Annotated in this window: 14 protein-coding genes; 4 read left to right on the top strand and 10 right to left on the bottom strand. The window is 57.0% G+C overall.

The genetic code is table 11. From position 1 onward, the window contains the following. The first annotated feature begins 22 nt into the window (after positions 1–22). Positions 23–607: a lytic transglycosylase gene (locus tag ACTG34_RS06900; RefSeq protein ID WP_439104235.1), complete on the top strand. Its 585-nt coding sequence runs from the start codon at positions 23–25 to the stop codon at positions 605–607. Positions 608–686: 79 nt separating this feature from the next. Here the strand turns inward: ACTG34_RS06900 and ACTG34_RS06895 are convergent, their stop codons facing one another. The 4 genes from ACTG34_RS06895 to ACTG34_RS06880 form a co-directional block, all read right to left on the bottom strand. Next, positions 687–1,295, bottom strand: a complete 609-nt coding sequence (locus ACTG34_RS06895; RefSeq protein ID WP_439104234.1) for a LolA family protein — start codon at positions 1,293–1,295, stop codon at positions 687–689. 87 nt (positions 1,296–1,382) lie between these two features. Continuing rightward, positions 1,383–4,355 (bottom strand): DNA translocase FtsK 4TM domain-containing protein, encoded by a 2,973-nt coding sequence (locus ACTG34_RS06890; RefSeq protein ID WP_439104233.1) that lies wholly within the window; start codon positions 4,353–4,355, stop codon positions 1,383–1,385. A 13-nt stretch (positions 4,356–4,368) separates the two neighbouring features. After that, the gene (locus tag ACTG34_RS06885) at positions 4,369–5,550 is read right to left on the bottom strand and encodes an aminotransferase class I/II-fold pyridoxal phosphate-dependent enzyme (protein WP_439104232.1); all 1,182 of its coding nucleotides are present in this window, start codon (positions 5,548–5,550) and stop codon (positions 4,369–4,371) included. A gap of 128 nt (positions 5,551–5,678) precedes the next feature. Next, positions 5,679–7,007 carry an amidase gene (locus ACTG34_RS06880; protein WP_439104231.1) on the bottom strand — a complete coding sequence of 443 codons (1,329 nt, stop codon included), beginning with the start codon at positions 7,005–7,007 and terminating at the stop codon, positions 5,679–5,681. 92 nt (positions 7,008–7,099) lie between these two features. On the opposite strand from ACTG34_RS06880, the gene ACTG34_RS06875 reads away from it, so the two are divergent. Beyond that, entirely contained in the window at positions 7,100–8,323 is a 1,224-nt protein-coding gene (locus ACTG34_RS06875; RefSeq protein WP_439104264.1) for an FAD-dependent monooxygenase, read from the top strand. Positions 8,324–8,330: 7 nt separating this feature from the next. Here the strand turns inward: ACTG34_RS06875 and ACTG34_RS06870 are convergent, their stop codons facing one another. The 5 genes from ACTG34_RS06870 to ACTG34_RS06850 all read right to left on the bottom strand — a co-directional run bounded on the left by ACTG34_RS06870 (position 8,331) and on the right by ACTG34_RS06850 (position 11,842). Then, complete coding sequence (locus tag ACTG34_RS06870; protein WP_439104230.1) at positions 8,331–8,522, bottom strand: Trm112 family protein; 192 nt, start codon at positions 8,520–8,522, stop codon at positions 8,331–8,333. Continuing rightward, positions 8,522–9,148, bottom strand: a complete 627-nt coding sequence (locus ACTG34_RS06865) for an LON peptidase substrate-binding domain-containing protein (protein ID WP_439104229.1) — start codon at positions 9,146–9,148, stop codon at positions 8,522–8,524. Before ACTG34_RS06865 ends, ACTG34_RS06870 begins: the two co-directional genes overlap by 1 nt. A 27-nt stretch (positions 9,149–9,175) precedes the next feature. Next, positions 9,176–10,081, bottom strand: a complete 906-nt coding sequence (gene trxA / locus ACTG34_RS06860; protein ID WP_439104228.1) for a thioredoxin — start codon at positions 10,079–10,081, stop codon at positions 9,176–9,178. Between the two features lie 69 nt (positions 10,082–10,150). Beyond that, complete coding sequence (locus tag ACTG34_RS06855; RefSeq protein WP_062221135.1) at positions 10,151–10,939, bottom strand: exodeoxyribonuclease III; 789 nt, start codon at positions 10,937–10,939, stop codon at positions 10,151–10,153. 216 nt (positions 10,940–11,155) lie between these two features. Next, a complete protein-coding gene (locus ACTG34_RS06850) occupies positions 11,156–11,842 on the bottom strand; it encodes a response regulator transcription factor (RefSeq protein WP_342843966.1) in 687 nt (228 codons plus the stop codon). 171 nt (positions 11,843–12,013) lie between these two features. On the opposite strand from ACTG34_RS06850, the gene ribA reads away from it, so the two are divergent. Next, positions 12,014–13,102, top strand: coding sequence for a GTP cyclohydrolase II (gene ribA / locus ACTG34_RS06845; RefSeq protein WP_439104227.1), 1,089 nt, complete (start codon positions 12,014–12,016; stop codon positions 13,100–13,102). Then, entirely contained in the window at positions 13,099–13,599 is a 501-nt protein-coding gene (locus ACTG34_RS06840) for a L,D-transpeptidase family protein (RefSeq protein WP_439104226.1), read from the top strand. Before ribA ends, ACTG34_RS06840 begins: the two co-directional genes overlap by 4 nt. A gap of 6 nt (positions 13,600–13,605) precedes the next feature. On the opposite strand, the gene ACTG34_RS06835 is transcribed toward ACTG34_RS06840, so the two are convergent. After that, a partial coding sequence (locus ACTG34_RS06835; RefSeq protein WP_439104225.1) for an alanine racemase occupies positions 13,606–13,986 on the bottom strand: 381 nt, incomplete at its 5' end.

The raw sequence follows: 13,986 nt of genomic DNA, 5'->3' as shown, positions 1-13,986 counted from the left end.
AAAAAACACTTGAGAGGCAGTCATGCGTAAAGCATTCCAAACGGTCGCACTATTGGTATTGGTGTCGGCCTGCGGCAGTGGCAACCATTCCGCGCCGCGAAACCTAGACAATGCATGCTCCATCGTGAGCCAGCACCCGAATTATCTACGCGCGATGAAACGTGCAGAGCGCAAATGGGGCATTCCTGTTAACGTTCAAATGGCGACGATTTACCAAGAGAGCAAATTCATTGGGAACGCGCGCACACCCCATAAATTTGTCCTTGGTGTAATCCCGATGGGGCGTCAAAGCTCGGCGTATGGCTACGCACAAGCGCTCGACGGAACATGGGACGAATACCGCAAGGCTGAGGGTGGGTTTGGCGCGCGGCGCGACCGGATCAATGACGCTACGGATTTCATGGGCTGGTATATGGCGCAATCCACCGATCAACTCGGGATTTCAAAATCCGATGCCCGTGCGCAATACCTCGCATATCACGAGGGCCGCACAGGGTATAAACGCGGCAGCTATCGCGCAAAATCATGGCTGATGCGTGTGTCGTCCGAGGTTGGATCACGCTCTGCCACATATGCCGCACAGCTACGCGCCTGTGGTAAACTTTGAACGCACACATCGTAGAATAGCAAAGGGCGGCCCAATGTGGCCGCCCTTTTTGTCTCTAAACCGGTCTGATCGGTCGGCGTCACTCCAACGGCGTGCCGCGCCGATTAGCCTCGGCGCCGATGTTGAATTTTGCATCCGACACAGCGCCCCCAAGGCGCATTTTGGTCAGACGTATGGTCGTCGATCCGCCTGTATCATCATGCACAATCCACGCTTTGAGAATGGGTGTGTCACTAAAAATAAGATCGATTGAGCCGTATTCGGGGTGTGACGGATCTTGGGCACGCACCACTGTATCGCCATTTTCCTCGGTGTGAGAGACAACCATCCGCGCCTGATCCAAATTCACGTTATTTTTAAGAATGACGTTGAGCGGCGTTTTTGAGAGGGGAAACCGCATCGGTGGCTCATTAGATCCGGCGTCAAACACAGCCACTTGCCCACCGGCGGTGAGCACCAGATCATTGGACGCCGCGTACTCCAAGCGCATCCGGCCCGGTCGTTTTATCGTCAAAACACCGTTGGACTTTGAGCCATCATCATTGGTTTGGACGAAATCGGCGCTGACCGTGCCAAGTGTGTTGAGATATTGGGACAACTGGGCGAGCGACAGTTTTTCTGCCGCAGCGGGTGCGACAAGCGCAAATAAACAAAGGGCGGGCGCCAAGGCGATACGAGTAAAGATCATGGATTAGATATAGGCATCCTACCGCGGGCTTTCACCCAAAAAGAAATCACGCGGGCATAATTCCGCGTGATTTCATGTTTCAGAGTTTTAGATCGGCATCTGGCTTTCAGGGACCAAAATTTCGCGTTTGCCCACGTGGTTGGCCGAGGAGACAACGCCCTCGTCCTCCATCTGTTCGACCAATCGCGCGGCCTTGTTGTAGCCAATCGACAGCTTGCGCTGAATGTAGGAGGTCGAGCACTTGCGGTCTTTGATCACAATCGCCACGGCGGTGTCATAAAGCGCATCCTCGCTATCGGAGTTGCCACCGGTCAGGCCCAAGACGGCGTCGATGTCGCTTTCCTTGTCACCCGCAGGGCCCTCAACCACGCCACCAACATAATCAGGGGGACCGTAGGCCTTGAGGTAGGACACGATTTTCTCAACCTCTTCGTCCGACACGAACGGCGCGTGGCAGCGCATGATCCGACCGCCGCCGCCCATGTAGAGCATGTCACCCATGCCCAAAAGCTGCTCAGCACCCTGCTCGCCCAAGATCGTCCGGCTATCAATTTTAGACGTCACTTGGAACGAGATACGCGTTGGGAAGTTGGCCTTGATCGTGCCGGTGATCACGTCCACAGACGGGCGTTGTGTCGCCATGATCAGGTGGATACCCGAGGCACGCGCCATCTGTGCGAGACGTTGGATACAGGCCTCGATCTCTTTGCCTGCGACCATCATCAGGTCGGCCATCTCGTCGACGATCACGACGATATAGGGAAGTGTTTCGGGCTGAAACTCTTCGGTTTCGAAAATGGGATCGCCCGTATCATCGTCAAAGCCGGTCTGAACAGTGCGCGAAAACAGCTCGCCTTTGCCAAGCGCATCTTTGACGCGGCCGTTGTAGCCGTCGATGTTGCGCACACCCATTTTGGACATCTTGCGGTAGCGATCCTCCATCTCCGCCACAGCCCATTTCAGAGCGACCACGGCCTTTTTCGGGTCGGTCACAACGGGCGACAACAGGTGTGGGATGCCGTCATACACGGACAGCTCCAACATCTTGGGATCGATCATGATCAGGCGACATTCCTCGGGCGTCAGCTTGTACAGGAGCGACAGGATCATGGTGTTGATGGCTACGGATTTCCCCGAACCGGTGGTCCCCGCGATCAACAGGTGAGGCATCTTGGCAAGGTTCGCCACAACAGGGTCGCCGCCGATATCTTTGCCCAAGGCAAGTGGTAGCTTTTGATTGCCATCCCCAAATTCGCGGGTCGACAAAATTTCGCGGAACGACACGGTTTCGCGGTGCTCGTTTGGTAATTCGATCCCGATGACCGAGCGGCCCGGAACAGTGGACACACGCGCAGAGAGCGCCGACATCGAGCGCGCAATGTCGTCGGCCAAACCGATGACCCGCGACGCCTTGAGGCCCGGTGCGGGTTCGAGTTCGTACATGGTCACAACGGGGCCGGGGCGGACCGATACAATCTCGCCTTTGACCCCGTAATCATCAAGTACGCTTTCAAGCATACGTGCGTTCTCTTCGAGGGATTCATCCGAAAGCGTGTGCCGCTCGATATGGATCGGGTTCTCCAAGAGCGACAGTGGCGGGACTTCGTATTGCGCCTCTTTAGGGTCGAATTTGAGGGTCGGTTGCGTCTCTGCCTGCGCCCGTTTTGACGGAGTCACAGGTTTGCGCACGGGATGCTGCACAACCTTTTTCGCCTCTGGAATAGCAGGCGAAGGGGTAAAGCGTTGCGCCTGTGGCGCGATGTAATCAGGCACATCAAGCGGCTCAATAATAGGCTCTTCGTCTGCTTGCGCATATGGATCGGCGTACCCGTCATCATACGGATCGGCGTAATCGGTAGGGGCAGCGTAGCCTCGTTGGGCCTCATCGCCCAGTGGGGCATAGGCCGCGCTAGCGGCGTTGGCCTGCTCCATGTCTGCGAGGATCATCGGCGCGGGGCCTTTTTTGTAGCGTGCCGCGGCCTTTTGCGCGGCGCTCAAAGGAGGTTCCACGCGCTCAGGCTGCTCGGGCAAATCACGCGATCCTGCACGGGCGCGCGAGCTGATAATTGTCGAAATCTTTGCCGAAATTCGTTGATTATTGCCATGCGTCACGGGCGGCTCAGGGGCAAGACCGGGCTCGATCAACTCCGGTTCAAGGTCGTAAACTGGCTCTGGCGTGCGTTTGAGAAAGCCGCCCAAAAGCGATGGTTTTGCTGGATTGGGAGCGGGATATGTGGCCGCATCCACAGCGCTCATATGCGCATCAGCCCGCACAACACGTGGCGCCGCAGTCACGGGTGTTTGAGCGTATTGCGCCTGTATCGCGGCATTCAAATCAGCCGCCTCGGCGGCCGCAACCCGACGAGTCTCACGACGTTCCACCGCATGAGTTGCCATTCGCTGTGTCACAGAGACGGAGCCCTTTGCCGTGCGCCCCAACAGGTGCAACACAACGGCGTAAAGAGAGATCACACCCAAAACGAGAAAGCGTAGCGCAGCCGACAATTCGGGACGGGTAAATCCCAAAACGAACAACATCACCGCACCTGTGGCCGCGAAGCTCACGAAGGTCATCACTTTAAGTGCGACTGCCGTTCCCATTGGCAACAGACCGACAAGCGCACCCAAGGCGGTGTCTCCGAATAGCCCGCCAAACCCCTGTGCTTGTGTGCCGTATGAGGATGCAAAAACGGATGCAACGGCGATCGCAATCGGCGCAAAAACAGAACGCGACAAGCTACGCTCGGCCCCGCGGTGCAGGATAAACCGCAGACCCCACGCGCCAAACACCAACGGCAGGCCCCACGCCGCATAGCCGACAATGATCATAAGCGGAGACGCCAATGTGGCCCCAAACCGCCCCAACATGTTTTGAACTGGAGCTTCGGTGACAGAAATCCACGAGGGGTCTTCGGCAACGTAGGAGCCAAGCATGAGAGCCAACAATACGCCAACACCCAATAGGAGGATACCAATCAACTCCTTGCCACGCCGCTCCAAAACAGCCTGTGTGTTACGATCAAAAAGAGGGTCTCTCCCGCGTGCCTGATACGATGCCATGTTTGCCTCTTTCTTACCCGTACAAACAGTCACGAAGCCCGATAAGCCCGCGCTGTGTTTCTTTTTTTGGAGCCACTAATGCGACCCGAATATAGCCTTCGCCGGGGTTTTCCCCATCCACATCGCGCGACAGATACGCGCCCGGAAGGACGCGAATGCCTGTTTGCGTCCACAGTTTGATGGCCGCCTCTTCGCCATTGGCGACAGGCAACCATAGAAAAAATCCCGCTTGCGGCGCGGCGCATCCGTCGATGCCGTCAAACACGGCGTCCGCAATTTCAAATTTCTCGACGTAGAGCGCGCGAGACGCCTCGACATGTGCCTCATCGGCCCAAACACGTTCGGACACCGCCTGAATTGGAAGCGGGAGCGGAGCACCGGAATAGGCGCGCAGTTGTTTGATGTGGTGAATATTCTTTGGCCCAGACGCCACAAAGCCAGAGCGCAAACCCGGCAAATTGGAGCGTTTTGACAGCGAATGAAAGATCACCACGCGTTCGGGATCAGCCCCCATTTCGCGTGCAACTTGCAAGGCGCCAACGGGCTTTTCGCCACGATAGATTTCAGAATAACATTCATCCGCGAACACTTTGAAATCGTGCTTTTCGGCCAGAGCGATCAGGTCACGCAAATAGTCGCGGGACGCCACGGCCCCTTGTGGATTGGACGGGCTACAGATGTAGGCGATCGCAGTACGGTCCAGAATTTCAGCAGGCAGGCTGGCGTAATCGGGCAAAAACCCCGTCTCGCGCGTAGCAGGTACAAACACAGGTTCGGCGCCGATAGTGACGGCGGCCACCGCGTACACTTGGTAAAACGGGTTGGGGGTCAAAACCACCGGCCGCTTGCCGTTCTTGGTCTCGGGGCACAACGCGATGCAAGCGTTCATCAGACCCTCACGGGTGCCGTTGAGCGCCATGACATCTGTTGCGGGATCGACAGTGACGCCAAAACGGCGCAAAATCCATGCGGCAATTGAGGCTCGTAGTCCCTCGGTGCCCTCATTGGCGGGGTATTTGGCAAAGTCGCAGACATGCTCCGCCATCACGTCCGCCACGAAATCGGGCATGGCGTGGCGGGGTTCGCCAATAGTCATATGCATTATATCGCCGCCCGCCGCATGCGCGTCGAGAAGGCTCCGCAACCGCGGAAACGCATATTCTGGCAGGTTTGAAAACCGCTCAGGGAACGTCATGATACTGCTACTGCCTCGTTTTCCGGATCATTCTCGCCCGGTTCATTGTGGTTAAGATAGCGACCCACGCGGCATCGGTCCACAAAAACAGACGCGTTTTACGTCCTGTTTGGCCTAATATGTGACTTTTAGGCCAAGGCCGCCTCAATGGCGCGGCCCAAACGCAACAATTTCGCCTCGGTGTTTGGCGGGGTTTGCACGGATAGTCCCGTGGACGGAATTCCCGTTGGAAGCGTCAAGGCCGGCAGTCCCATCAGATTTCCCACCCGTGTATTGCGCAGCGCCAAGAGGTTTTCGGACACGTAATAATCGTCATCCTCCAGAAGGCGCGCGATATCGGGCGCAAGGATCGGCGCAGTCGGAAGAATGACAGCATCAAACCCCGCCGTTTGGGCGATGTAGTCCGCACGTAACCGATGCAGCTTTTTCCACGCAGCAACATAATCGCACCCGCCAAAATCGCGTCCCGCCCGAAACCGATCGAGGATAGGGGGGAACATCAAATCCGGTGCGGCCTCTATGACATCGCGCCACTCTGCGTAGGCTTCGGTGTTAAACAAGATCGCAGACAGCGCCATTGCCTCTTCCACGCAGGGGAGCGATGCGCGCTCAACCTGCGCCCCCGCAGATTTCAGCACCTCGACAGCGCGCTCAAATCCGTTCAGAGGCTCGGCTCGGATCCCCTCAAACACGACACTATCAAGGATCAAAAACCGCGTGCCTGCAAGGGATGCACCCCGTAAATCGGGGGCGGGCGACCCGTCGAGAACAGCAAAGAGTTCAGCCGCATCTTCGACAGTTTTGCAAATGGGCCCAACGGTATCAAACGACGCAACAAGTGGCACAACACCGTCAAGCGGAAGACGTCCAGATGTGGTTTTAAACCCGACAAGATCGTTCCACGCGGCGGGAATACGGACCGATCCGCCCGTGTCCGACCCAATCGCGCCAGCCGCCAAGCCGTAAGCCACCGATGTGGCCGCCCCCGACGACGATCCGCCCGACACCGCATTCTCGTTGTTCACGCATGGCGGGGTCGCCGTCACAGGGTTGAGACCAAGACCAGAGAACGCCAATTCGCTCATATGGGTTTTTCCCAAAGCGACAAGACCACTGGCACTTGCGCGCTTGAGCACCTCGGCGTCTGCGGTGGGACTACGATCTTTAAGCAAGGCTGACCCTGCTTCGCTCGCGACCCCCGCCGTATCAAACAAATCTTTCCATGACACCGGAACACCGTCCAATAGGCCGCGCCGAATACCATTTTTGGCGCGGTAGGCTGCCGCCTCGGCCTCTGCCATTGCGCGATCGTCCATCATCCGTGCATAGATACGACCCGATAGTCGGTGTGTCTTTGCCCGTTCCAGAAAATGCGCTGTTAAATCAACAGGATCAATCCGCCCCGCGTCAATTGCGCGGCCCAGATCACACATGCTCATCTCGTGGTCATTGGCCATGGTTCGTCCTTGATATCTACGATGTCGTTTTCCCTAGGCTAGCGACGCAAAGGCGCATGGACAATCCCGTGTCGCGCGTCATATTGACGGTCATGACACAAACATCCGATCTGCTTATCGTAGGCGGCGGGCTTAATGGTCCCGCTTTAGCACTGGCGGCCGCCAATGCGGGCCTGTCCGTGACCATCATTGATGCGCTGCCTATAAGTGCGCGGCTATCGTCGGATTTTGACGGACGCGGCTACGCGCTATCGCTCGGCTCACAAAAGTTACTCAAAGCGATCAAACTATGGGATGCGGTCGCACCGAAGGCGCAGCCTATTTTGGACGTCAAAGTGACGGATGGAAAACCGGGTGAGGCCCCTGCCCCCTTTATGTTAGAGTTCGATCATGCCGAAATCGATGATGGCCCCGTAGGGTTTATGATCGAAGACAGGTATTTGCGCCGCGTATTCTTGGACGCGTTGAACGATCACCCGAACATCACCCAAGTCGAATGTACGGTGTCAGGCCAAGATATATTGCCAAACGGCGCGCAGCTTACTCTATCTGACGGCTCCACCTGTGTCGGAAAATTGATCGTAGGATGTGATGGGCGCGGCTCCGGAACCGCAGCGCGCGCAGGGATCAAACGGACCGGATGGGGCTACAAGCAAACCGCGCTCGTTTGCGCCGTTCAACATGAAAAGCCCCACGGCGGTTGCGCGCATCAGTATTTCTTACCGTCCGGTCCGCTGGCTATATTGCCCCTACCCAACAACCAAAGCTCGATCGTTTGGACGGAAAGCGACAAGGTGGCGCATCAAATCCAAGCCCTGAACGATGAGGACTATCTCGCGGTTCTCAAGCCCCGCTTTGGCGATTTTCTTGGTGAGATTTCGTTGGCAGGGGGGCGGTTCACCTACCCGCTCAACATCACGCTTGCGAACGCATTCTACGCGCCACGCGTCGCACTGGTCGGGGACGCGGCTCACGGCATGCACCCCATCGCAGGCCAAGGTTTAAACGCAGGACTAAAGGATGTCGGTGCCCTTACAGAAGTTTTGATTGAGGCGCACAGGCGTGGCGAAGATATCGGACGCGAAGACGTTTTGGCCCGCTATAGCCAATGGCGCCGCTTTGACATCGCGACGATGGCATTGATGACTGACACGTTTAACAAGCTGTTTTCGAACGACAACCCCATGCTACGTCTTGTGCGTGATCTTGGGATGGGGGCCGTCAATGCATTGCCTAACGTGCGGCGCGAAGCCATCCGTGAGGCTGCGGGCGTCAACGGCGACCTTCCAAAGCTGATGCGCGGGATTGCCCTCTAGCGATGTCTTAATCGTCGAGGCTGCGCGCCTCGGAGATGAGCATGATCGGTATGCCATTGCGGATCGGAAACGCGAGGCCCGCCGCCTTGGACACCAATTCGTGACGCTCGGCATCGTAGCTCAGCACAGTATGTGTCTCGGGGCACACCAGCGCCTCCAACATACGGCGGTCAAAGTGGGTTGATTGCTCGGCGTCCATCACATGATCTCCTCATTTGTTCCGCCATGTAGAGCGAACTCCATCAGTGTGACAAGGGTTTCACGGCGGGTAGATAAGGACGGAGCCTCCAACAGCGCTTGTTTATCCTCGGGCTCAAAGGGGCAGAGCATCGACAAGGAATTGATCAACATCTCGTCGTCCGCCTCACCCAAATCATCCCAATCGGTATTAAGGCCTTCACTCGCGAAATACCGCGACAACAACGCCATAAAGCGATCGCGATCCAAACTCGCGTCTTGCTCAGCGCGGCCTCGATCGGCGGCAAAACTATCCCAGTTGGCTGTAAACTTGAGATAGGGCGATGTGCCCGTCACATCCTCGCCCACACGAAAGCGCGAAATACCTGAGAGCGTGATCATATATCGGCCGTCTTCGGTTTCCGAAAATGCCGTCAATCGACCTGCGCACCCAATCGCGCTCAGGCGTGTCGCACCAATAGGTTGAACCATCCCGATGAGGCGCTCAGGCGTCTTCATGCAGTCTTCGATCATCTGCAAATAGCGCGGCTCAAAAATATGGAGCGGAAGGCGCGCCCGTGGCAGCAACAGCGCCCCGGGCAACGCGAAGACAGGGATTACCTGTGGAAGGTCGGACACTTTTATCATACCGACATAACTAGCGCTGCGCAGCCACTAGGCAAACAGGATCGATGATAATTTACGCCGCCCATCTAGCGCCACTTTGTCATTCGGAGCGAGAGCATCAAAAATCTTGAACAACTGCGTCTTGGCAGCCGCCTCATTCCAATCGCGATCCGCGCGCACAGCGTCGAGCAACACATCAACCGCACCGGCAACATCGCCCGTTCCGTGCAAGGCCGTTGCCAGTTCCAACTTGGCGGCCATGTCCGCCGGATCAGCGGCAACTTTGGCGCGCAATTCATCAACGGGTCCAGCGTTCTCGGCTTCGCGGGCAAGGGCAATTTGCGCCTGAACGGTCTCAATTGCGGCACTTGTTGCGACGTCGGCGGGCGCACCGTTGAGCACGGCCTCGGCGGCATCCAAGTCTCCCTTGGCCACATGACATTTTGCCAGTCCCGCAAACGCGGCCACGGCGTTTGGATCCTCTTCGAGAATCGCGGTAAATGTCTCAAGAGCATCGTCCAATTCGCCCTCGGCCAGCATCGCCTCGGCTGCCTCGATTGCATCGGCCAGACCGCCGTCCTCTTCGTTCAAATCTGCGATTTTCGTCACAAAGGCATCGATTTCGGATTTTGGCAGGGCACCTTGAAAGCCATCAACAGGCTTGCCTTGGTAAAAGGCAAAAACGGTTGGAATAGACTGCACACGCATCTGGCCTGCGATGCCTTGGTTCTCATCGACGTTGATTTTGGCCATTTTGACCTTGCCGCCCGCCGCCGTCACAGCCGCCTCCAAAGCGGGGCCAAGTGTCTTACACGGACCGCACCAAGGCGCCCAAAAATCAACGATCACCGGTGTCTCTTGTGAGGCATCGATGACCTTGGCCATAAAGTCGGCCTCAGACACATCATATATGTTTGCGCCGCTCGGCGCGGGGGTTGCTTGCCCGAAATCCATTGTCTCGTCTCCGCTAAATATCTGTTTGGCTTTATATGCGCCCCAAGGCGCGGGATTTAAAGACCTGTATTAGAGATCAAATGTCGCAAAGACCGGCGCATGATCAGACGGCTGTTCCCAGCCACGCGCAGCACGCATGACCCGACTGGAATGGGCTGACGCCGAGATGTCGGGTGTGGCCCAAACATGATCAAGGCGGCGCCCCTTGTCGGCCTCGTCCCAATCTTTGGCGCGGTACGACCACCACGAATAGAGCAAACCATCGGGGATATCCTGACGTGTGATATCGACCCATTTTCCCGCGTCTTGCACCTGTGCCAAATGTTCAATTTCAACGGGCGTGTGCGAGACAATTTTCAAAAGCTTCTTATGATCCCACACATCATCCTCACGCGGGGCGATGTTCAAATCGCCCACAAGAATGGCTTTTTCAGGCGCATCGGCGCGAAACGCATCGCGCATATCGGTGAGGTAATCGAGCTTTTGACCAAACTTTTCGTTGATTTCGCGGTCGGGCTTGTCCCCACCCGCAGGCACATAAAAGTTGTGAATAGTGACACCGTTTTCCAGTTTGCCCGCAATATGGCGCGCATGACCCAGATTGGCGTGATCCTCCGCTCCAGCCTCAATCATCGGGATTTTGGACAGGATTGCCACGCCATTATAGCCCTTTTGGCCCCGCGCAACCATGTGCGTGTAGCCAAGGGCGTGAAACCGTTCCATCGGGATTTTGTCGACGGGAGATTTGCACTCTTGCAAACACAAGACATCGGGCGCTTCCTCTTCGAGAAGCTTACACACGATCGGTTCGCGCAGGCGCACCGAGTTGATATTCCAAGTGGCGAGGGTGAAGGACATGTGGGGCGTCTCCTTTTGGGTCGGCGCAAACATTAGCGCGCCGCCCGCCAATGGACCACCCGAAAGCTGCGCAAAATGATCGAGTAACACGGCGGTGTCGCAAAGCGCATATGACGAGGTGCACGTCCTTTTTCGATTTGCTGTTCAACAACGAAAAACGACATGCGAGGTTTCTAACACCCCCACATGCCGCAATTTTCAGTCCAACGTTACATTTCAGGCAACGAGGCGATAGCCACCCGATTCCGTTACCAACAGGCGCGCGTTCGAGGGATCCGGTTCGATCTTTTGGCGCAGACGGTAGATGTGGGTTTCCAATGTGTGCGTGGTCACCCCCGCATTGTACCCCCAAACCTCGTGCAGCAACGTATCGCGTGCCACGACACCCTCGGTTGCGCGGTAGAGGAACTTGAGAATGTTCGTCTCTTTCTCGGTGAGGCGAATTTTCTTTTCGTCCTCGGTAATCAGCATCTTTTGCGCAGGTTGGAAGGTATATGGCCCAAGTTGGAACACAGCCGATTCAGATTGTTCATGCGTGCGCAGCTGTGCGCGGATACGCGCCAACAGCACCGGAAACTTGAATGGCTTGGACACATAGTCATTGGCACCCGCATCGAGACCAAGAATTGTATCGGCATCGCTATCTTGACCCGTGAGCATAAGGATCGGGGATTTCACGCCCGACTTGCGCATCCGTTTGCACAACTCGCGCCCGTCCGTGTCGGGCAGGCCGACGTCAAGGATCACGAGATCATAGTGACCTTCCTTGATCCGCTCCATGCCGCCCGCGCCGTCACCCGCCTCGAACACGTCAAAATCTTCGGTCATAACGAGCTGTTCACTGAGAGCCTCGCGCAGATCGTCGTCGTCATCTACGAGGAGAATGCGTTTAAGAGTGGCCATGGTTGAGCCTCCTTCCAATTTCTTTGTCTGGAATAGATGTGATGCGCGATCACGCGTTCGACAAGATTTGCGACACTCCCTCACGCAAGCGTGTGAAAGAGACGCTAAATGTTTCACAATCGGACAAAAATCGCTACATCAGGGGCCTGACCTGTCATCGAAAGCAACTCCATGAGCCTCGCGCCTAGCCTACCGGAACTCATCGCGCGCGCCCGCGCCGACCTGCGCATGGGCGTCCCTGTGGTATTGCGTAGTCTGCATGGTGACGCTCTTGTCATCGCCGCCGAAGGCCTATCACCTGAACGTCTCGCGGACATGAGCGCCTTAGGTGATGCGGTTTTGGCCATCACATCGCGCCGCGCCGCCACGCTCAATGCGCACGCCTATGATGGCGATGTTGCGCGGATCAAGCTGCCGACTGCGGCGACCACGCTTTGGGTTGAAGCGGTCGCAAACCCTGCTGATGACCTCACCCACCCTATGAAAGGGCCGTTTGTGACCCTGCGCGATGGCGACACCGCGGTCCACCGTGCCGCTATTGCATTGGCTAAATCAGCGCGCCTATTGCCTGCAGCTGTTGTTGTGTTGGTCGAGAACGCGACCGACATTGCCACCGCTCATGGCCTAACGGCGTTGCCGATTGATCGCGCCATGCCTCATATGGCCGATCTTGCCCCGCTCAATGATGTGATCCATGCGCGCGTGCCACTTGCGGCGTCAAATGCCGGCCGCGTTCACGTGTTTCGCCCCGACGATGGCGGCGAGGAGCATTTTGCGGTCGAAATAGGTCGCCCCGATCGCAGCAAGCCGGTTTTGGCGCGCCTTCACTCGGCGTGTTTCACGGGCGATCTGTTTGGCTCGTTGAAATGCGACTGTGGCCCGCAACTCCATGCGGCCTTGGCGCAGATGGGCGAAGAGGGTGCGGGGGTTCTTTTGTATCTGAACCAAGAGGGCCGCGGCATCGGGCACGCCAACAAAATGCGCGCCTACAGCCTCCAAGACCAAGGGTTCGATACGGTCGAGGCCAATCACCGCCTTGGATTTGAGGACGACGAACGCGATTTTCGGATCGGTGCCGCGATCCTCAAAGAGATGGGATTTGGCGCAGTGCGCCTGATGACCAATAACCCTGCAAAGATTGCACGCATGCAAGAACAGGGCATCGATGTCACCGCGCGTGTCCCGCTCAAAGTTGGCAAAAACACCCACAACACCGCGTATCTGGCGACCAAAGCCAAGAAATCAGGGCATTTGTTGTGACCCCCGCGCTATCACCACACGATATTGTCGTCACAAAGTGGGGGGCGCGATTTCTCGGACGCCGCTTTCCTTGCTCCATCGGCAAGGGCGGCATTACGGACCACAAACGCGAAGGGGACGGGGCGACACCACGCGGAGTTCACACATTACCGCAACTGTGGGCGCGGCCCGATCGTGTCCGCATCACAGGGGCGACACCGATTACCCCGCGCGATCTGTGGTGCGATGATCCCGAAAACACACTCTATAATAGGGCAGTAAAATTTCCGCATCCTGCGCGCCATGAAAAGCTACGCCGCGCCGACCCCCTTTATGATCTGTTTTTGATCACGGACTGGAACTGGCCCGATGCCAAACCACACTACGGATCCGCGATTTTCGTGCACCGTTGGCGCAAACCGCGCCACCCGACCGAAGGATGCGTGGCCTTTCGTGCCGATCACCTTGCGTGGATTGTGGATCACATCACACCGCGCACCCGTCTTATCATCCGCTAAATCAGATCACCCGTAATCGCGATCTCCAAAAATGGCGGAGCCGACCCGCACATGCGTGGCCCCGTGCGCAATCGCCACCTCGAAATCACCCGACATGCCCATGGATAGACCCGCGATGCCATTGCGCGCGGCAATCTCGCGCAGCATATCAAAGTGAGGGGCGGGATCTTCATCGGCGGGCGGAATGCACATCAGCCCCTCAACCGCCAACCCCATCTCGCGACACTCAATGATAAAGGCATCCGCATCGCGCGGCAAAATTCCGGCCTTTTGCACCTCCTCGCCTGTGTTCACCTGAACGAACAGACGGGGACAGTGACCCAACTCAACCGCCAGACGTGCAATGGTTTTGGCGAGCTTGGGACGATCCACCGTTTGAATCACATC

This window comes from Celeribacter marinus, from assembly GCF_965656515.1.
Classification (GTDB): domain Bacteria; phylum Pseudomonadota; class Alphaproteobacteria; order Rhodobacterales; family Rhodobacteraceae; genus Celeribacter; species Celeribacter marinus_D.
The sequence above is the reverse complement of the archived record's forward strand: the minus strand, read 5'-3'. Positions and strand labels throughout refer to the sequence as shown.